At 59.0% G+C, this 19,164-nt stretch carries 11 protein-coding genes; 4 read left to right on the forward strand and 7 right to left on the reverse strand.

The window, feature by feature from the left end; translation table 11 throughout:
• The first annotated feature begins 174 nt into the window (after positions 1-174).
• The gene (locus F8N44_RS26630) at positions 175-7,227 is read left to right on the forward strand and encodes a TcdA/TcdB pore-forming domain-containing protein (protein ID WP_224794819.1); all 7,053 of its coding nucleotides are present in this window, start codon (positions 175-177) and stop codon (positions 7,225-7,227) included.
• 85 nt (positions 7,228-7,312) lie between these two features.
• Here F8N44_RS26630 and F8N44_RS26635 read toward each other — a convergent pair whose 3' ends face one another.
• Positions 7,313-7,909, reverse strand: a complete 597-nt coding sequence (locus tag F8N44_RS26635) for a MarC family protein (RefSeq protein ID WP_025111770.1) — start codon at positions 7,907-7,909, stop codon at positions 7,313-7,315.
• A 234-nt stretch (positions 7,910-8,143) separates the two neighbouring features.
• Here F8N44_RS26635 and F8N44_RS26640 point away from each other — a divergent pair, with 234 nt between their 5' ends.
• Genes F8N44_RS26640 through F8N44_RS26650 form a run of 3 tightly spaced genes read left to right on the forward strand, consistent with a single transcriptional unit; the run spans position 8,144 to position 10,339 of the window.
• Positions 8,144-8,944, forward strand: a complete 801-nt coding sequence (locus F8N44_RS26640; protein WP_150652403.1) for a hypothetical protein — start codon at positions 8,144-8,146, stop codon at positions 8,942-8,944.
• A gap of 55 nt (positions 8,945-8,999) precedes the next feature.
• Positions 9,000-9,701, forward strand: a complete 702-nt coding sequence (locus tag F8N44_RS26645; protein ID WP_150652404.1) for a hypothetical protein — start codon at positions 9,000-9,002, stop codon at positions 9,699-9,701.
• Positions 9,698-10,339, forward strand: coding sequence for a hypothetical protein (locus F8N44_RS26650; protein WP_150652405.1), 642 nt, complete (start codon positions 9,698-9,700; stop codon positions 10,337-10,339). The genes F8N44_RS26645 and F8N44_RS26650 overlap by 4 nt, the downstream gene beginning before the upstream one ends.
• 22 nt (positions 10,340-10,361) lie before the next feature.
• Here F8N44_RS26650 and F8N44_RS26655 read toward each other — a convergent pair whose 3' ends face one another.
• From F8N44_RS26655 to F8N44_RS26680, 6 genes are all read right to left on the reverse strand, one after another.
• On the reverse strand, positions 10,362-13,136 hold the full coding sequence (locus F8N44_RS26655; protein ID WP_150652406.1) for a hybrid sensor histidine kinase/response regulator: 2,775 nt from the start codon (positions 13,134-13,136) through the stop codon (positions 10,362-10,364).
• A 99-nt stretch (positions 13,137-13,235) separates the two neighbouring features.
• Positions 13,236-14,531, reverse strand: a complete 1,296-nt coding sequence (gene purD, locus F8N44_RS26660) for a phosphoribosylamine--glycine ligase (protein ID WP_150652407.1) — start codon at positions 14,529-14,531, stop codon at positions 13,236-13,238.
• 147 nt (positions 14,532-14,678) lie between these two features.
• Positions 14,679-16,286 (reverse strand): bifunctional phosphoribosylaminoimidazolecarboxamide formyltransferase/IMP cyclohydrolase, encoded by a 1,608-nt coding sequence (purH, locus tag F8N44_RS26665; RefSeq protein WP_007914589.1) that lies wholly within the window; start codon positions 16,284-16,286, stop codon positions 14,679-14,681.
• Between the two features lie 83 nt (positions 16,287-16,369).
• Positions 16,370-16,690, reverse strand: coding sequence for a DNA-binding transcriptional regulator Fis (gene fis, locus F8N44_RS26670; protein ID WP_003221275.1), 321 nt, complete (start codon positions 16,688-16,690; stop codon positions 16,370-16,372).
• Positions 16,687-17,697 carry a tRNA dihydrouridine synthase DusB gene (gene dusB / locus F8N44_RS26675; RefSeq protein WP_150652408.1) on the reverse strand — a complete coding sequence of 337 codons (1,011 nt, stop codon included), beginning with the start codon at positions 17,695-17,697 and terminating at the stop codon, positions 16,687-16,689. Before dusB ends, fis begins: the two co-directional genes overlap by 4 nt.
• A 185-nt stretch (positions 17,698-17,882) precedes the next feature.
• Positions 17,883-19,160, reverse strand: a complete 1,278-nt coding sequence (locus F8N44_RS26680; RefSeq protein ID WP_150652409.1) for a DUF3426 domain-containing protein — start codon at positions 19,158-19,160, stop codon at positions 17,883-17,885.
• Positions 19,161-19,164 lie beyond the last annotated feature (4 nt).

Below are 19,164 nucleotides of genomic sequence, written 5' to 3' on the forward strand. Positions count from 1 at the left end.
TGAAGTTGTCGCGCCGGCAGAATAACTTCGTCCAGGATTCTCTCAATGAATAAAGGATGAAGTCTGATGGGTGTCATGGAGCAATATGTCGGCGCGTTCAATTTTATTTCGCCTGATGAGTATTCTGCGCTGAAGCGAACATTCAAGGCACTTTCCGGCTCTGCCGAATATGCAATGTTGGTAGCGCTTTACGAAAATGCCGGGCAGGCCACGCGTCTCACTGAAAAACTGCAAGTTGTAACACTCTTCCTGCAAAACCTTGAGCGCCTGTCACATCGCAACTCAGCGCCCGTGACGGCGTTGATCAATACAGTTGAAGATAAACTACGAGACTATGCCAGCCGTTTGGCCGGCACTGTCAACATGCTCAGTGATGTACCCAGCCCGGTACCCGCAATCATGCACTTTGTCTGGGTGGGCGGCAGTGAAGTCGGCAATATCCAGCGCGATTACATGAATATCTGGCGCCAGGTGCTGGCTGCCGAAAATTACCAGTTCAATCTTTGGTACGACAGCGATGCATTGCTCGCTTTCGAAATGAATCGGGTTATATCCGAGAGTGCCAGAGTAGATGCGATGGAGTCGGGCGGCGACACGCTGACCAGCCCCGGTGAGCTGGCAAGGATGATTGAAGATCGTGCGCGTGTATTGAAGCGCGAAATGTTTGAGTACCTGCAACTACCGCAATGGCAAGGCCACGCTGATCAGGCCCGGATCGATTTGATGGTGCGTGCCTACGGCAAGGACCGCGCAACGCTGGAAGCCTTTCGTCAACGCTGTTTGCAAAGCCATCAGCAAATGGCCGGCACCGATTTGCAGTTGCGCGATGTCGGACGGGAGTTTGCCGGGCACTTTTTACAGGATGTCTATCAACGCGAAGTGTCCATGCGCGGTAACTTTGCAGCAGCCAGCGATGTTGTGCGCTTGCAGGCCGAGTATCTGGAGGGCGGTCGTTACACTGACATGGATTACTTGCCGCCGCTGGCCGACAAACCGGGCGGAGTCGACATAAGCGGTTTCAGTGACGAGCAACGACTGGGCGTGTTGCAGCTTTTGCTCAATCATGACGAAACCTTGATGCCGGGGCGCGACCGCCTGCGCTACACCGACCACACGGATACGTTGCCTGGCACCCATCTGGATGCACTGCTCGCCTTTGCCCGCAGCAAACCCGGCGTCGAGCAGATATTTGTCGCGCCGCGTGAAGTCCACAGCCCGCAAAACGGTCTGCGAATGGGCACGCAATTCAGCCGGGAGATGAACGCTTATCTGCTGGCACACCCGCAAAGCGAGATGACGCTCGCGGTCATGCAATTGATCCGTTTCAACTATGACTGCCTGCAAGCCGTTGAACAGTCGGCAATAGCATCGTCGGTAGACTGGTCACAGACGGAACGATTGCTTGATGTAATTGAAAACGTGATGAACGAAAAAATCGCGCAGGGGCAACTGACAAGCACACAGCAGGATTTTCTGGGTAAGTTGAGCGAGTCGATTTTAAGTTACTACCGCGATGGCATTCGCGTCGGAGCGCGCGGCACCATTGCGCTTACCGGCCCCGGAGCGGCAGTCACCGGATTGAAAAACCATGTCGAGACTCACCTGCTGCCGGACAACGAGGTCACGGTTCAGGAGCGCCTGCGCCTGGCGGAGGGTTACAACGCCCAGACCGAAGAGGAGGCGATCTCCGGTTGGACCGTTAATGACGACGAGGCGCAATGGCTGGCCAAAGAGCAGGAAAAGTGGAAGGCCGGCAAACTCAAATCGCGGTATAGCGGCCAACTGGCGGATCTGCTTCAACCGCAACAGACACTTACGTTCAAACAAGGCTGGCCCGTGGTGGGCGGTAAACCGGTGCTGCTGACGTCGGTCCTGCAACAATTGATGGATGATCTGGGCGAACCCTTTGTGCGAGCCATGAGGGACAAGCTGAGCGGTGACATCAGCTTCACCAAAGCCTTTTCCATCGGTTTCGAAAATCGGCAGTTGATCCTGGCGCAACCTGTGCGCGCACTGCCCGTTTCCCAAGGCGCCGAATCATCGAGCAACCTCAACGAACTGTTCAGCCGCATTGCCCATGACTCTTTGCCACTTGAGCAGCTGAGCCCGTTGGTGCGCGTCATGCTCGGGGGCATTTTCGGTGCGACAAGTCTGGACGACGTCAGCTTCACCGAGGTCTGGCAGACCGTGCGCGACCTCGCTGTCGAAACCGATGGCGACGGCACGTTCGCCCGTTATGACGCGGTCGAAAAAGCCGTCCGCCAGCGAATATCGCCCGGTTTCGAGAGCGGGCTGGCGCGTGGCGCGGCGGATGGCCTCCTGACGGCGCGCGAGCTCAAGGTGCAGGCACTGTTTGAGCCGCTGACTTTGCGGCAATGGGGCGAACGTATCGGCCAGATCAATCGCACGGCGCACGGTGAGTACCGTTCGCGGATTCTTCAGCGCAGTGCGCAGGTGCGCGAGATGTTCGTCGAGGCCGGCGCGACCTCGGCCCGGCAACTGTCGCAGGATTTGCTGATGCACACTGCCAGTGACCCTGGACGTCGGTGTTATCCGCTGGCGTTGCTGATGGGCGCAGCGGTGGCTGCCGGCGAATCAGCCGAACGGACGCTGGTGGGACATGTCGCCACAGCCAACGTCAACCACCAGGAACCGAGTTCACAGGCATTGCTCAGTGCGTTGAACGAGCTACGAGCCTTGCCCGGCAGTGCCATCGGTGAATCCCGCGGCTTGCAGAGTCTGGACATGGTGATACAGACACTGGAGGCGAAAACCGCGTCCACGGTCTTCTTGCTCGACACCGGTGATCACGCCTTGCTGGTGGCCAAAGTGCAGGCTGGAGACCAATTCGTCTACCGCTTCTATGATCCGAACTTTGCCATCTACGCGTTCGCCGAAGGCGCGCAGGTGAAGCTCGGCGTCGAGCGTTATCTGAGCGCAGGGGACAGCGCACTGGCCAGGCTTTACGGGCTGGGCGATATGGCCGCAGCGCGGTTCAACGTGATCGAGTTGAACACTGCGGCCATCGCCGCCCGCAAGCTATCGAGCGGTTTGCGCCTGGACAGTTTTTTGCGCATACCTTCGAGTGATTCAGGCCGTGTCCCTGTCTGGGCAAAACAAGCCGTGGCGCGCCAGCGTTCGCTCAGCGAAAACTCGCGGATGGGCGCCAGTCTGGCGCAAATGGATGCGCGCTATTGGGCACAGGAGTTTGCTCAGGCCACGCAGCAGTTGCGCAGTGAACATTCGCTCGGGCGGGAATATCTGCCTTTGCTGGAAACGCTCAAACCGCAGGCGGACGGTGGCTTTTCGGTGACGCTGGTCGATGCGCAGAATCGCCATCCAGCGCGCACCGTCAACACAGCCGACCCGCGCTTCACTCAGCTCAAACAGCATCTGCAACAGAGTGTGAAGGCAGGCAACCCTGGTGGTCCGGCGGAGGCGGATGGCGGCAGTCGCTTGAGTTTTGCCTTTGCGATCCAGGCGCTGATCAGCGAAATGCGTCATCGCGAATACCAGGCCGGTGATCAGCTGCCAAGCTTGTCGATCGCGCTGCAAGTGCAGGTGTACGTCAGCTATGCGCAGTTGGGTTTTGGCGTGGTCAGCGATACCGCACAGATGATCAACCTGGTGCGGCAAGCGCTGGCCAGTGAACAGGCGCTGCTCTTGCGCCAGTCGACGTTGCCTGGCCGCGTGCTCGGTCGCGCGGCAACCGGGGTTGGTTTTGCGTTTTCGCTGGTCAATATCGGCTTCGATATTTACAACCTTTCACTGGCGGACAATCACGAGCAGCGCTCGCGCTTCTCTACGTCCCTGGCGTTCAACACAGTGGCGTTGGGATTGGACATTGCCGCATTGGCATTAGGCGGAACAGTAGGGGCTGCCGCCGCTTTTCTGTCGGTGCCGTTGCTCGGCATCGGCATCGGCGCCACTGCCATCGCCAGCAATCTGGGGCAGATTGCCGATAAGGCAACGGCGGTTGGCAATCACCTGCGTGCCATCCACAATGCCTACCAACCGGGCGCCTTCACTGTTGAAGAGGGGGTGTTGCAGTTCCCGCCGGAAGCCGTCATCACCCACCTGGATCTGCAGGACCGGCAGGTACGCTATGACAGTCAGCGATTTTATCCGTGGGGCGGCGGTGCACTGGAATTGCCGCAATACAACGACGATCCCAGGCAGATACACCGTTCCCTCAATATTCGGCACGCGTTCGGTCTCCCCGAGAGTGCAGCGCTGAACATTCACAGGGCTGCTGCGCCTCATACCGTGGTGCTGCCGTGTACGCCGCTCTGCTATTACGGGTACGAATATCAACTGGGAGGCGCGGGCTACGTCTACGAGCCACTGCCGGGAGAGCAGGGCGAGCCTCGCGACGCCAGTGAAATACCTGGGCCAGACTGGTACTCGTTGTTCAATACATTCACGGCGTTGGTCGATACGCTGAAGAACCATCTGGATCAGCGCATCCACACTCGCTATCCGCAATTGCGCAACAGTGTGGCGGACAAGCTGGAATACGACGAGCAGGGCAAACGGCGCTTTTATCTGCACAGTACGCCGTCGCTCAAGCACATCCTCTACAAACTGCATCCGGTCTATAAACCGACAACGATCAGCGTGGTGCTGGACGAGCAGGTGCGCCAACTGGCGGTGCCGACCTTGCCGATGGGGTGCCAGCAAAAGCTGTCCTACGAAATCAGCGCCGCGTCAGACCGCTGCCAGCTACGTCTGACGCCGGGATTGAAAACGGTGAAATTCAGTGGCACGACCCAATGGCTGGTGCATGCCCCTTGGGCCAGCATCGAGCAGGTCAGCTTCGATGACGTAGCCACGATGGATGACGGCGCCCCACAAACGTACCTGGCGGGGCGTCAACTGACGGTCGACGGTATCGTGCTGTCGGCGTTCGATGGGCTGATCGAGTTGGCCGGGGGAGAGTTGTTTCAACTGGACTGGCAACGCAATGCGCTGCACCTGGTTTCCATCACCCTGGGCGATGATAAAAACAATCCGAGTGATGTTCTTGCCCACCTGCGCAGGCGAGACGATGAGATGCGCCTAGGCACGGGATACGTCACGCTTCAACGGTTCAAGGTTCCGCTCAATCCGGCCAGCCTCGATGTTCGCACGACAGCCTTTTACGATGTCGCTCAAAAACGCTTGTTGTATGCGCGCGATCTGCCGGGCGGAGTCAATGAGGGCCTGATGCTCGGCGCTGCCAGCACGACTCATGCGTGGTTTTATCATCCCGACCATGCCACGGTCTGGCGCGTCGATGTGATCACTGGCTCGGTCGTCCATCGTTATCGGTTACTGAGCCTGGAGTCCGGTACGAAAATCACTACATTCGGTCAACTGGCCGACGGCACGCTGCGAGTCTCGCAGCAGTTGGTAGAACAAAAAACCGTGAAAGTGCGCACGACGCTGGAGTTTCATCTGACCGACCGCGAAGTGGTCCTGACGGACATCCACATGTGGTCGCCCGGTCTGGAAAGTTCTTTCCTCAAGCCCGAAGAGGGAACGCGAATCGCGTTTTTCCGCCATCGCCAGAAAAAGCCTCGTCCCTATGCGGACGAGACACCCGGCATGGCTTCGTCCATCAGCACCTGGACCTACGCACCGTACATTCACGCCCGTGCCTGGTCCTTCGATCAATTGCTTGAGCGGGCATGGATTGCCGCGCATCACGACAGGTACTTCCGGGCTGGCGCCGACAGTGACGCAGATATAGTGATGTTGATGCCTCGATCCGCTGATCCCGCCGCTGCGCTGCTGTTTTACAGCCAGCAAAACCAAATGCTCAGCCATGGCTTCGAACTGCGCGACAACGTCTTATGGCACAAGGCGCTGGCGAAAAATGTAATCGAGGTGACCCGTATGGGTGAAAGCTTCCTGGCCACTCAAAACGACGGACGACTGTTCGAAATCGACCTCGGTGCCAAGGACGACAACTGGCTGTCCGCGCTTGATAGAAATGTGCTGAAGTTTGTCGGCCTCGGCCGGCATTGGCTGCAACAACATCCGGATTGGCTGGCGGCATTGCCGGCGCTTGCCAAGGAATACAGCAGCGCCGCGTTTGCGATCATCGGCCTGCGTGCCCAACCGGGTCAGACGTTTCTGGCTGCGTGGTGCATTGACGAAAAGCTCGTGCTGATGGACGCAACGGCTAACCGCGAGCTTGCTTTATTGGGGCTGACACCTGATCGGCAGGCCGTTTGGTTGCTTGATGCGAGCGCCGGGCAGCTTTGGCGCCAGACGCTGGTTAGCGTCGATACGATGCGGACGGCGTTTGGTAACGGCAGCGTGTTGCTGCATCGCGAAGCCTTGCCCCAAGCCGAACAGGTATGGTCGTCGTGGGCATTCAGCGAAGTGCTGCCGCACGCAGACGGCCTGCTCGGGCGTACCCGAGAAGGTGTGACGCTGCTACTGCGGGATCAGCAACCGGCACGGATTATCAGCATGGAAAACCGATGGTCACAGGCTCCTGGTCAGACGCCAGGGCAACTGCAGGAACGTTTGAAACGGCGGCTGGAAGGGCAATCCCATGCCGCGTTTCTACCCATTGAAAACACCGGCAATCGTTACCAGTACTACGTTCCGACGCTCGATCGGCTGTTCGAGGTGTCCGCACGGGACGATGGACAATGGGCGACGTTCCTCGGTACGCGTGATGCGGCCAATCCGCTGCTGTTCGACCCCATTGACGAATTGCTCTTCAGTGCCGGAACGGTCGATGGCGTTTGGTTGCCGGGTAGCTATGCGCATCGTGACGAGGAAGTCATGGCGCTGGAATTGACTGATGATCTGACCGACGTGCAGCCATTGCTTGCCGACGGCGTTGAACGGTTGATTCTGACCTTCGGTTCGCGCACAGAAGGTTATCGGATATCGGCCGAAACCTGGCAGCGTCTGGATTGCATTGTTGTAGATGTGCGACGTCCATCCGAGGGGCAGGTGCCGGAACCTGGCTTGCTGGTGCTGGACGTGGCAGAGGGCGGGCATTTGCTGATGTCGCAGGTCGCGGGCCACCTGGTGCTGGCCGACCCGGACAATGGCCACAGTCTGATCGTGCGCGGCGTCGAGGAGCAGGGTGAATGCGAACTGGCTGTCAAAATGGCTGGCCGTCAGTACCTGTTCGCACTCGAGCAGTGGTTGCAGGCTTTTGCGGCTGTGCAGGACGGTGAAGGCATTGCCAGCCTGGCGATGGTGGCTGAACATTTGCCCTGAGCGATAAATTCACCTGAACAGTAAAACGCCGCGAACATTGTCGTTCGCGGCGTTTTGTTTTGGCGGGTACTCCGAGGTCGGGGGCTCAAGGCACCAAATAACCTTTGACCCCGGTAAAAATGATCTGCGCCGCCAGTGCGCAGACAAACAGACCCATCAAACGACTGACGATCTGCAACCCCTGATCCCCCAGAATCCGTTCGATGCGGTTCGACAGATACAGCACCACGCCCACCGTGAAACTGGCTAGCGCAATACTCATGATCGCAGTGAGCTTATCGTCCCAGTGCGGCTGGCTGACACCCATCACCAGCAGGGCGCCGATGGTGCCTGGGCCGACGGTCAGCGGAATGGTCAGCGGCACGATGGTCACGTCCTGCTGCACGTTGTCGGCCTGCACCGCCGGTTTGCCCTGCGCCATGCCCAGCGCCGAAATGAACAGTACGCTGCCGGCACCGATGCGGAACGCATCCACGGTAATGCCGAACACATCGAAAATCACCCGCCCGAACAAATACAGCAAGACGCTGGAGACCAGCGTCGCCACCGCGACTTTCCAGGCCAGCCGCCGTTGCTCCTTGCGCGAGTAGCCACGGGTCAGGCTGATAAAGCAGGACAACACGAAGAACGGGCTGTAGAGCACCAGCATCTTCAGGTAAACGCTGAACAACACGTGGAGCATGGTCATGTCTCGCAGGGAAGGAGAATGGGGATGGAGTCTATCAGCGCTTTACGGGGTTGGGGTATCGACTTTTAGAGCGTTGCTTGTTACTGGTTTAGTTGTTTTTTAGTTGCGTCTTTGATTGGTTTGGTAATTGGTGTTACATGTTTTTGTTTGTAGGGTTTTGGTGTTTTTGATTATTGTTGTTTTCGCAAGTTAATGAAGGCTTGCTTAAATGATGATAAGGAATTCAAAGTGAATAACCCGGTAATGCAACAACTCTATGTCGCCAATTGCATTAGTGCTCTGCAGCAATATGAAATTGACGAAGTTCCAACTATTCAAGGTCGCGGTGTTGCCTTGAGCCTTAACTCGGGTGACGCCGTGGAAGCGCCGACCAAGGCGGCAGTTGTTGGCGAGGGTCTTTTGGCATTTTCTGCTCACCTGACGGATGACAATCGGACCGACGCACAAAATGCCTTTCTTTTCGCGACACTTGTAGCCAACAAGAAATTCCCGCTCGAAAGCCAGGGCTTGGAGTGGTATCTGCTGTTTCGCGAGGTCATGACCAACTCAGGCTGGACGCCTGTCACCAAGTACTACAACGATCTGGAGGTTGCGGGCACCAGCGTACGTATGGATAAACTGGTCCTGGAAATTCTCGGCTCGGTGGTAGCCGGTCTTGCGGTGCCTGGTCCTGCAACTGCGCTGATGCTGAAGACAGCGGGCGACGCCATCGCCGCTCTGAAAAAACGTGACACCGCATTGACTCTGTATGAACGCAATCTGCTGAACCACGGCGTTGGTGGCATCACCGCTGGCGTCTGTACCGAAGTGAATGGCGAAGCCATCATGGCCGTCGGCGCTGTGCGTTTTCTGCGTCGCAATACTTCCACTAAAGTGATGTTTGTCGATGTGGATATTCGCAATGTGAAGTTGTACACCGGTGAAACGATCTTTGCCAAGAATACCGAAGTTGCTGATAAGACGCGCATGGCCATCAGGACTAAGCTGGGTCTGAACGTTGTATCGAAAATCGAAGAGTATGAAATCTGATTGACAGAAGAAGGGCAGTCATGGCGACTGCCCTTCTTTATTACGGAGGCCTAACATGGATGATGAATGTTTAGTTCTGGTTGTCGGGGCTTGCGTGGTGATTATTCCCGATGGTGAGCGGCTGGAAGTTTATAGCGATCTGGTCAATTCGATTTTGCTGGCGCAACTGGTTGCCAATAAGAAATGTGAAAAAGCCCTGGCCCCGGATTGGTACGGCACGTATGTAAGTGTCCTTGATGATTTCTGGTTGCGCCATCAGAAGTCGAAGCAGACATGGCAGGTCAGCAATCCCGGAAGTCAGTCCGCGCTGGAGTTTTTCAGTACAGCGTTAAGCAATGATGCAATGCCTGAAACCCGAATAATCGGCGCAGTTCTGCAGCGAATGGCACAAATACCGGGCGACGAACTCGCCATCCAGCAATTGCGCAGTTTCATGAAAATATCGGCTACGGCCGGGTCAGACAGCATGCCGGCGCCGGTGGCGAAGGTGCGTCTTCTGGTGATTGTTGCGAACGCTGCCGATTCGATCGCAAGCGTGTTTGTTGAGTTCGAGACGTCACTCGAGTTAATCCAAAATCCATTTCAACAGTTGTATCCATGCGAAGAGGTTCAAGGCTTGGTCCATGTGCATCACGCCCGGGCAAGTCTGTCCGAAATTCGCTACAGCGGCGCGCGTGAGGCCATTGCCAGGAAAGTCAGGGACAAACTTGCGGACAGCGTGGCAGTGCTGAGTCTGCCCAAGGAGATTACGGCATGAAGGACTTGATTACACCGCAGGCTGCGGTGGTGGGCGGCAGTGTCGTGGCGTTTGCCGGTGGCCTGCCTGCGACCCATCGAGATGATATCTACATGAGCACAGCCTATGCACAAAGAGCAACGCGTGCGGCGTTCGAGGACGGGCTATCGGGGGACTGGTTCGAGTACTACAGGAATGTCCTGAAATTTATCGGATGGGACGTGCCGAAACCGCAAACCTTGACGCCATCGCGCAGTAATCTGATGGCCGTTCATGCAACGCAGCGTATCGCGGCGGTATTGGGTGAGCAGTTTTGCGAACCTATGCGGCGTGCGCTACGGGTGATGGAACGTAACACATCGGCACTCAGGCTGTTCGAGTCCACGAGCCTGCGTGCCAATGTCGGATATTTTCAGATGATCCCCTGCGTGATGAGTGGCCCGAACAAGGTGGAAATGGGCATCTATCACCGTCAGTTCCAGATCGAGAGAGAGGCCAGCGGGTTTTTGTTCAGCGAGGATGAAACACTTATCCACAACAGCGTTGAACAAATGGCTGCCATCACCTTCAACACGCTGCATTACGCTCAGTTTCGCGAAAAGGTGAAAAACTCCGTCATCACCGGCTCACTCAAATACATTGATGGCCTGGAGATCTGATCGAATAACCATACGATCCTGCTCAGAAAGTCGATGCCGTCCGGTTTTGCTGGTCGCGCTGGGCGACCCAGTGCTCGATCAGCTCGCGCAATTGCGACAACTCGACCGGCTTGGACATGTGCCCATCCATACCGGCCTGCCGCGCGCGCTCCTTGTGCTCGGCGAGAATGTGCGCCGTCAGCGCCACGATCGGCGTGCGAATGCGCTGGTTGCTGACTTCCCACGCGCGCAGTTGCTGAGTCGCCGAGAAGCCGTCGAGGATCGGCATTTCGCAGTCCATCAGCACCAGATCGTAACGCTGGGCCTTCATCGCTTGCAGCGCCTCTTCGCCGTTGGCGGCGGTGTCCGGTTGCAGGTTGAGCTTACCGAGCATGCCGCGAATCACTTTGGTCGAAATCGTGTTGTCTTCGGCGACAAGGATGCGGAAGTCGCTCGGTACTTTGGCAGCCGTGGCCGGGGTGACCACTTGCGGCTGGAACACCACTTGGCCTTTGTTGCGCTGGTTCAGCTCGTCGGCCAGGGTGGTCTTGAGGGTGTAGCCGGCCACCGGTTTGGCGAGGATGCGTTTGATCCCCGAGTTGCGCGCGATGATCTTGCTCGGCGCGTTGCTGATGCCGGTGAGCATGATCAGCAGGATGTCGTGGTTCAGGCTCGGGTCTTCCTTGATCTTGGCCGCGAGCTGCATACCGGTCATGCCCGGCATGTTCTGATCGAGCAGCACCACATCAAAGTAGTCACGCAAGTGCGCCTTGGTGCGCAGTAGGGCCAGCGCTTCCTTGCCCGACGGCACGGCGCTGACATTAAGGCCCCAGGCACTGCACTGCTGCACCAGCACTTTGCGGCAGGTGTCGTTGTCGTCGACCACCAGCACCCGTGCGCCTTGCAGCGGGCTGTCGAGATCCGAGGTCGGGTGTTCGAGGCGATCGGGATCCAGCGGCAGGGTCAGCCACAAGGTGCTGCCCTGATTGGCGCCGCTCTTGATGCCGAATTCACCCTGCATCAAGCGGATCAGTTGGCGTGCGATCACCAGCCCCAGATTGCCCCCCAGACGATTGGCGGAAAGGAAGTGCTTGCTGTGCAGCTCGGCGTGCATCAGCGCATCGCGCTCTTCCTGATCCATGGGCTGGCCGCTGTCCTGCACGGCGATGCGCAGGCGCGGTTTACTGCTGCGCTCGTCGAGCGCGACGACGATCAGCACTTCGCCTTCGTCGGTTTTCTTCAGGGCGTTTTCCAGCAGGCTCAGCAGGGTCTGGCGCAGGCGTGTCGGGTCGCCGCTGATTACACGCGGCACTTGCGGCTGGATAAAGCTGATCAGCTCGACGTTCTGTTGCTCGGCCTTGGCCCGATAGATGCTCAGGCAATCATCGATCAAGGCGTTGAGGTCGAACTGCACGTCGTCCAGCTCGATCTGGCCGGATTCGAGCTTGGAGATGTCGAGGATCTCGTTGATCAGCGTCAGCAGTTCGTTGCCGGCGCTGTGGATGGTCTGCACGTAGTCGCGTTGCTTGACCGACAGCGGCGTGCCCAGCAGCAGTTCGGTCATGCCCAGCACGCCGTTCATGGGCGTGCGGATTTCGTGGCTGATCTTGGCAAGGAACTCGGCTTTGGCGTTGATCTCGGCATTGCTCGCGGCGAGGTCGCGGCTGACGCTGAAACGGCTTTCGGTGATGCTGCGCTGACGTTCACCCAGAGCAATGCTCATCAACAGGCCGCTGATGCAGATGAACGCCATCAGGGTCATGATCAGGCCTTGCGGCGACACCAGCGTCAGCCCCAGCAGCGCAGGCAAGATGATCAGCGTACCGATGTTGAACACCACCATCGCCGCGACGAACAAGCGCGCCGGCCGGTAGCCCTTCTGCCAGTGATAGAACGCGACAAACAACATGCTCAGGCCGGCCAGCGCCACCAGTGCATAAGTGATGATGTTCAGCGGCAGGGTGTTGACGAACAGCAGCAACAGGCTGCAGGTCACGATAAACAGAATGTCGCCCAGCAGCAGTTTGTTCAGCGGATGCGGGCCGAGCGGGGCGAAGAAGCGATAGGCGAACATCAATCCGGCCGGAGCGGTCAGCAGCAACGCCAGATAGGCGCCCGGCGTCTGCACCGCATGCCAGTTCGGCAGCCACGGGCCGGCGAGGTTGAGCAGCAGCAACAGGCTGAGGCCCAACAGTCCTTCGCAGACCGCCAGCCACAAACTGCTGCGCGAGCGGGAATAGGCGTAGCGCACCAGGTTGTGCAACAGCAGCATGCCGAGGCAGCCGAACAGTAAACCGAAGACCAGCGTCTGATTGTGGTTGGCCGCGCTCATCACCGCCGATTGCAGGGTGACGTGCGGGCGCAACTGATGGTCGGAGACCATGCGCAGATAGACATCGAGGGGTTTGTCGCTCTGTGGCAACGGCAGCATGAAGTCGCTGCTCGGCAACGGCCGTTCGGCCTGCGGCTGGTCGGTGCCGGTGTTGCGTTGCTCGATCAGCTTGTCACCGTCGAGTACATAGAGATTGAGCTGTGACAGGTCCGGGGCAAAGATGCGCAGCACTTGTTCGTGCTTGCCCGGTGCCAGCCTGAAACGCAGCCACAAGGCGCCATCGGGCTCGGACGCGGTGAGGCGGTCAAGGTCGATGGGGCTGAATTGATTGGTGTAACGAGCGGAGCGGATGTCGCTCAGTTGCAGATTGCCCTGATCATCAAGCAATACCGACCAGCCACTGCCTTGCGCGGCCTGGGCCGGGAGCATGCAGAGCAAGGTCAGCAACGTGACGGTGAAGCTTATGGCAATCCTGAGCCAGCGCACGGCGAAATCCCTTCGTAGGTTGATGCCAGAATATAACGATGCGCGGCGGCGGAACAGCCCGGCGAGGAACGGTATCCCTCGCCGGACTTGAGGTACAGCTTATTCCTGGGTTTCGCCACGTTCACGGGCAATGGCACGGTAGCCAATGTCCTTGCGGTAGAAGCAACCTTCCCAGTCGATGGCGGCCGCCAGCTTGTAGGCTTGCTGCTGCGCTTCACCGACGCTGGCGCCCATTGCAGTGGCGCAGAGTACGCGACCGCCGGCGGTGACGACGTTGCCTTCTTTCAGCGCGGTGCCGGCGTGGAAGACTTTGCCTTCCAGCTTCGCTGCTGCGTCCAGACCGTTGATCGCTGCGCCCTTGGCGTAATCGCCCGGGTAACCACCAGCGGCCAGCACGATGCCGACACTCGGACGTGGATCCCACTGTGCTTCAACCTTGTCCAGCGCTTGCGCCAGAGCGGCTTCGACCAGCAGCACCAGGCTCGACTGCAGGCGCAGCATTACCGGTTGGGTTTCCGGATCGCCGAAGCGGCAGTTGAACTCGATGACTTTCGGGTTACCGGCCTTGTCGATCATCAGACCGGCATAGAGGAAACCGGTGTAGACGTTGCCTTCTTCGGCCATGCCGCGCACGGTCGGCCAGATCACCAGGTCCATCACGCGCTGGTGCACGTCGGCGGTAACCACCGGGGCAGGGGAGTAAGCACCCATGCCGCCAGTGTTCGGGCCGTTGTCGCCGTCGCCGACGCGTTTGTGGTCCTGGCTGGTGGCCATCGGCAGCACATTCTTGCCGTCGACCATGACGATGAACGAAGCTTCTTCGCCGTCGAGGAATTCTTCGATGACCACGCGCGAACCGGCGTCACCGAAAGCGTTGCCAGCGAGCATGTCTCGCACGGCGTCTTCGGCTTCGGCCAGGGTCATGGCGACGATCACGCCTTTACCGGCGGCCAGGCCATCGGCCTTGATCACGATCGGTGCGCCTTTTTCACGCAGATAAGCCAGAGCCGGCTCGATCTCGGTGAAGTTCTGGTAGTCGGCGGTCGGAATCTTGTGGCGCGCGAGGAAATCCTTGGTGAAGGCTTTCGAACCTTCCAGTTGCGCGGCACCGGCGGTCGGACCGAAGCAGTCCAGACCACGGGAGCGGAACAGATCGACAACGCCAGCCACCAACGGTACTTCCGGGCCGACGATGGTCAGGGAAACGTTTTTCTCGGCGAAGTCGGCCAGTTGCTCAAGCGCCAGCACGTCGATGGCGACGTTCTCGCACTTGGCTTCGATGGCGGTGCCAGCGTTGCCCGGTGCGACGAAAACCTTCTGCACGCGCGGATCCTGAGCCACTTTCCAGGCCAGTGCGTGTTCACGGCCACCGCTGCCAATGATCAAAACATTCATTTCAAAAACCTCAAAAATCTGTCAGGCGCTGCTGGAGCGCTTTATGTGGGAGCGAGCCTGCTCGCGAAAGCGGTGTGTCAGTCAACGTCAACGTCGCTGGCAGATTGCATTCGCGAGCAGGCTCGCTCCCACATTTGAATCGGTGTATCAGTGACGGAAGTGGCGCATGCCCGTAAAGACCATGGCGATGCCGGCTTCATCAGCAGCGGCAATCACTTCGGCATCACGCATCGAGCCACCCGGCTGGATCACCGCAGTGATCCCGACTTTGGCTGCGTTGTCCAGACCGTCGCGGAACGGGAAGAACGCGTCCGAGGCCATCACCGAACCGGCGACTTGCAGACCGGCATGCTCAGCCTTGATCGCGGCAATACGCGCCGAGTTTACGCGGCTCATCTGGCCAGCGCCGACACCGATGGTCTGACGGTTCTTGGCGTAGACGATGGCGTTGGATTTAACGTACTTGGCGACTTTCCAGGCGAAGATCAGGTCGTGGATTTCCTGTTCGGTCGGCGCACGTTTGGTCACGACTTTCAGGTCGTCGGCGCTGATCATGCCGATGTCGCGGCTCTGTACCAGCAGACCGCCGTTAACGCGCTTGTAGTCCCAGGCAGCGGCGCGGTCAGCCGACCACTCGCCACAGGCCAGCAGGCGCACGTTGGCTTTGGCTGCAACAATGGCGCGAGCTTCTTCGCTGACGCTCGGGGCGATGATCACTTCAACGAACTGACGCTCGACGATCGCTTTGGCGGTCTCGGCATCCAGTTCACGGTTGAAGGCGATGATGCCGCCGAACGCCGATTCGGTATCGGTGGCGTAAGCCAGTTCGTAGGCCTGACGGATGCCGCCTTCAGCGTCCGGGCTGACCGCCACGCCGCACGGGTTGGCGTGCTTGACGATCACGCAGGCTGGCTTGACGAAGCTCTTCACGCATTCCAGCGCGGCGTCGGTGTCGGCCACGTTGTTGTACGACAGCTCTTTGCCTTGCAGTTGGGTCGCGGTGGCGATGCCGACTTCGGCAGGCTTGGCCTCAACGTAGAACGCCGCGCTCTGGTGCGGGTTCTCGCCGTAGCGCATTTCCTGGGCCTTGATGAACTGGCTGTTGAAGGTGCGCGGGAATTCGCTGCGGCCTTCAGTGCTCAGGGTTTCAGCGGCCTGATTCACGGTGCCCATGTAGTTGGCGATCATGCCGTCGTAGGCAGCGGTGTGTTCGAAGGCCTTGAGCATCAGGTCGAAACGCTGAGCGTAGGTCAGACCGCCGGCCTTGAGGCCTTCGAGCACGCTGGCGTAATCGCTGGCATTCACCACGATCGCTACGTCTTTATGGTTTTTCGCTGCCGAACGGACCATGGTCGGGCCGCCGATGTCGATGTTTTCGATGGCGGTCGGCAGGTCGCAGCCTGGCTTGTTGATGGTGGCTTCGAACGGGTAGAGGTTGACTGCAACAAGATCGATCGGCTTGATGCCGTGCTCGCTCATGATTGCGTCGTCGATACCGCGACGACCGAGGATGCCGCCGTGGATTTTCGGGTGCAGGGTTTTCACCCGACCGTCCATCATTTCGGCGAAACCGGTGTAATCCGCGACTTCCACTGCGGCAACACCGTTGTCGCGCAGCAGCTTGAACGTCCCGCCGGTGGAGAGGATCTCGACGCCCAGAGCTTCAAGCTCCTTGGCGAATTCGAGGATCCCGGTCTTGTCGGAAACGCTGATCAAGGCGCGGCGGATCGGCAGGCGGGTAGTCTGGTCGGTCATCTCAATTTCCATCAAAAGCAAAGGAAGTCAGCAAAAAAGGCGACCGTTTTTTACGCGGGCGCCTTTCTGGTTTGATTGAATGCTTACAGCAGATCGTACTGCTTGAGTTTCTTGCGCAGCGTGCCGCGGTTCAGTCCCAGCAGCTCACTGGCCTTGGTCTGGTTGCCCTTGACGTAGTTCATCACGCTTTCGAGCAGGGGAGCCTCGACTTCGGAGAGCACCAGGTTGTACACATCCGTGACGGACGCGCCCTCAAGGTGGGCGAAATAATTGTGCAGCGCCTTCTCGACACTCCCGCGAAGGGTCTGACCTTCTTCGCTCGGGGTGTTGAGGTGCTGTTTCAAATTCACGTTGTCGCTCACGGGTGCTGTTCCACTCACTAAAGTCTCGGTCATCATCGTCATGCGGCCACCCCTTCTTCGTCCCCTGTCAGGCTCTTGTAACGCTCGGCGAAGAACTCCCGAACGTTGGCGCATTGTGTTTCCGTACCATCCAAACGATTGAAGTGGGCGCGAAACTCCCTGGCGCCCGGCAAGGTTGCGAGATACCAGCCCACATGCTTGCGCGCAATGCGCACGCCCATCACATCCCCATAGAAAGCGTGAAGTGCGGCCAGATGCTCCAGCAGTATGTGTTCCACCTCGATCAGCTCCGGTGCCGGCAATTTCTCGCCGGTACGCAGGAAGTGTTCGATCTCGCGAAAAATCCATGGCCGCCCTTGGGCGGCGCGGCCTACCAACAGGCCATCGGCACCGGTCGCGTCAAGCACGTAACGGGCCTTTTCCGGCGAATCGATATCGCCATTGGCGAACACCGGGATCGACACCGCCTGCTTGATCGCGGCAATCGTGTCGTACTCGGCTTCACCCTTGTACAGATCGGCGCGAGTGCGGCCATGCACTGCCAGCGCCGTAATGCCGGCCTGCTCGGCAATCTTCGCCACGGTCAGGCCGTTCTTGTTGTCGCGATCCCAGCCGGTGCGGATCTTCAGGGTCACCGGCACATCAACCGCAGCCACAACGGCGTGCAGGATCTCGGTGACCAGTGCTTCGTCCTTCAACAACGCGGAACCGGCGGCCTTGTTGCAGACCTTCTTTGCCGGGCAACCCATGTTGATATCAATAATCTGCGCGCCCAGTTCGACGTTGGCCCGGGCCGCGTCTGCCAGCATCTGCGCATCGCCACCGGCAATCTGTACCGAGCGTGGCTCGGGATCGCCTTCGTGGATCATGCGCAGGCGCGACTTGCGGGTATTCCACAGGCTCATGTCGCTGGTGACCATTTCCGAGACTACAAGCCCTGCGCCCAAACGCTTGCACAGCTGACGAAAGGGCTGGTCGGTGACCCCCGCCATCGGGGCGAGAATCAAGCCGTTCTGTAATGTGTATGGGCCGATGCGTACCGCCGACATAGGACTTCCCTGAGGTGGGGCCGGATCATGAGAGTTCGAAAAAGGGTTGGCATGATACCCGCTCTCGATGACTGGATAAAGGCTGAATTGAACAAAATCTGAACAGTTATTCTGTTATCGCCACGGGTTTGGTTGTGGGTGGCAAAGTCAGAAAACCGCCGTCAATTCGAAAGCGACGCAGGGATTCACTCGGGCGAGTGGAAACTCAGGCTGTAATTCACCGCTTTCGGCCCGGGATCGAGAATATCCAGCGCAATGTGGATCGGCGTCTGCGGCGGCATTTCCGCCAGACCTTCGAGATCACCTCTGAGGTATTCGCCGGGTTTGAAGCGACGACTGGCGATCAGGTGACCGTTGAGGTCGGCAAAGCGCAGCTCCAGCAATGGAAATGGCTGGGAGAATGTCGCGCGGTTATAGATGATTGCGTCGACCACCAGTGCACCGTTGAACTCCGGATGGCTGCGCACCACCAGGTTGCTGCTCTTGATTCGGGCGATATCGACCTTGGACGGCACCGTGCAGCCGATCTGCGGGCAGATTTGCTGGAACCACGGGCGATACTGGTCCTGTCGGGCCAGCTCTTCGAAATGATAAGAGATGTACTGGGCGGCCAGGCCTCCCGCCGCCAGCAGGACCAACAGCAGCCAGAGCATACGTCGGCCCCACGGCGAGCGGCGCTTCTGCCAGTCCAGTTGCAGCGGGTCGTCGGTCAGGTCTTGCAGGACTTCGGCGCGTACGCCGGGCTCTGCGCGCTCGCGCTTTTTGCGCAGCGGCTCGATCGATGGCAAATCGTCGTCATCGGCTTCGTCGCTGGCCGACAGGCGTTCGCGGCGGGCATTGGGGTCGATCGGGTCGTGCAGGCGCAGATGCGGAATCGCTGGTTCGTCATCCAGATCCACCGGTTCCAGTGACAGCGAAGGCTCGGTGCGCTCGGATTTGACCGGTTCGATGTCGGCGATTTCTGCCTCGTCGTCCTCGGGCTCGGCCGTGTGTTCATCGGCGCGCTCGCTGAACAGACTGTCGCGCCAGAGCGTTTCATCCGGTTCAGGGTTGTCGCGGCGTGCGCTCAGGGCATCTTCGCGCGGACGACCGAATTCGGTGGTCGGCTGGATTTCCCGTTGTTCGAGGCGCGCCAGTTCTTCGTCCAGATCGAGGCTATCGAGATCCAGCTCGGACGCGCTCCACTGCTTTTGGCTGATGGCACGCGGCGCGGGCTGTTCGACGATGGCCGGCGCCTGGACAACCGGCGGGGCCTCGATAATCGGCGGCGGCTCGACAATCGAGGGTGCAACCGGTGTCACCGCGTCCTTGCCGGCGTGTTGCTCCAGCAGCTGTTTGGCCGCATTGAACACTTGCAGGCAGGAGCCGCAGCGAACCACCCCGCGGGCCACACTCAATTGAGCATGGCTGACACGGAAACTGGTTTGGCAATGCGGGCACTGGGTGACGAAACTGTCGGTCATGCGG

The organism is Pseudomonas fluorescens, assembly GCF_902497745.1.
Lineage (GTDB): Bacteria > Pseudomonadota > Gammaproteobacteria > Pseudomonadales > Pseudomonadaceae > Aquipseudomonas > Aquipseudomonas fluorescens_BM.

Excerpts from the sequence above, each read along its gene's own strand:
- purH (WP_007914589.1), bottom strand. The coding sequence starts at position 16,286 with ATGACCGACCAGACTACCCGCCTGCCGATCCGCCGCGCCTTGATCAGC.
- F8N44_RS26630 (WP_224794819.1), top strand. The coding sequence starts at position 175 with ATGTTGGTAGCGCTTTACGAAAATGCCGGGCAGGCCACGCGTCTCACT.
- purD (WP_150652407.1), bottom strand. The coding sequence starts at position 14,531 with ATGAATGTTTTGATCATTGGCAGCGGTGGCCGTGAACACGCACTGGCC.
- F8N44_RS26650 (WP_150652405.1), top strand. The coding sequence starts at position 9,698 with ATGAAGGACTTGATTACACCGCAGGCTGCGGTGGTGGGCGGCAGTGTC.
- fis (WP_003221275.1), bottom strand. The coding sequence starts at position 16,690 with ATGACGATGATGACCGAGACTTTAGTGAGTGGAACAGCACCCGTGAGC.
- F8N44_RS26645 (WP_150652404.1), top strand. The coding sequence starts at position 9,000 with ATGGATGATGAATGTTTAGTTCTGGTTGTCGGGGCTTGCGTGGTGATT.
- dusB (WP_150652408.1), bottom strand. The coding sequence starts at position 17,697 with ATGTCGGCGGTACGCATCGGCCCATACACATTACAGAACGGCTTGATT.
- F8N44_RS26635 (WP_025111770.1), bottom strand. The coding sequence starts at position 7,909 with ATGCTCCACGTGTTGTTCAGCGTTTACCTGAAGATGCTGGTGCTCTAC.
- F8N44_RS26680 (WP_150652409.1), bottom strand. The coding sequence starts at position 19,160 with ATGACCGACAGTTTCGTCACCCAGTGCCCGCATTGCCAAACCAGTTTC.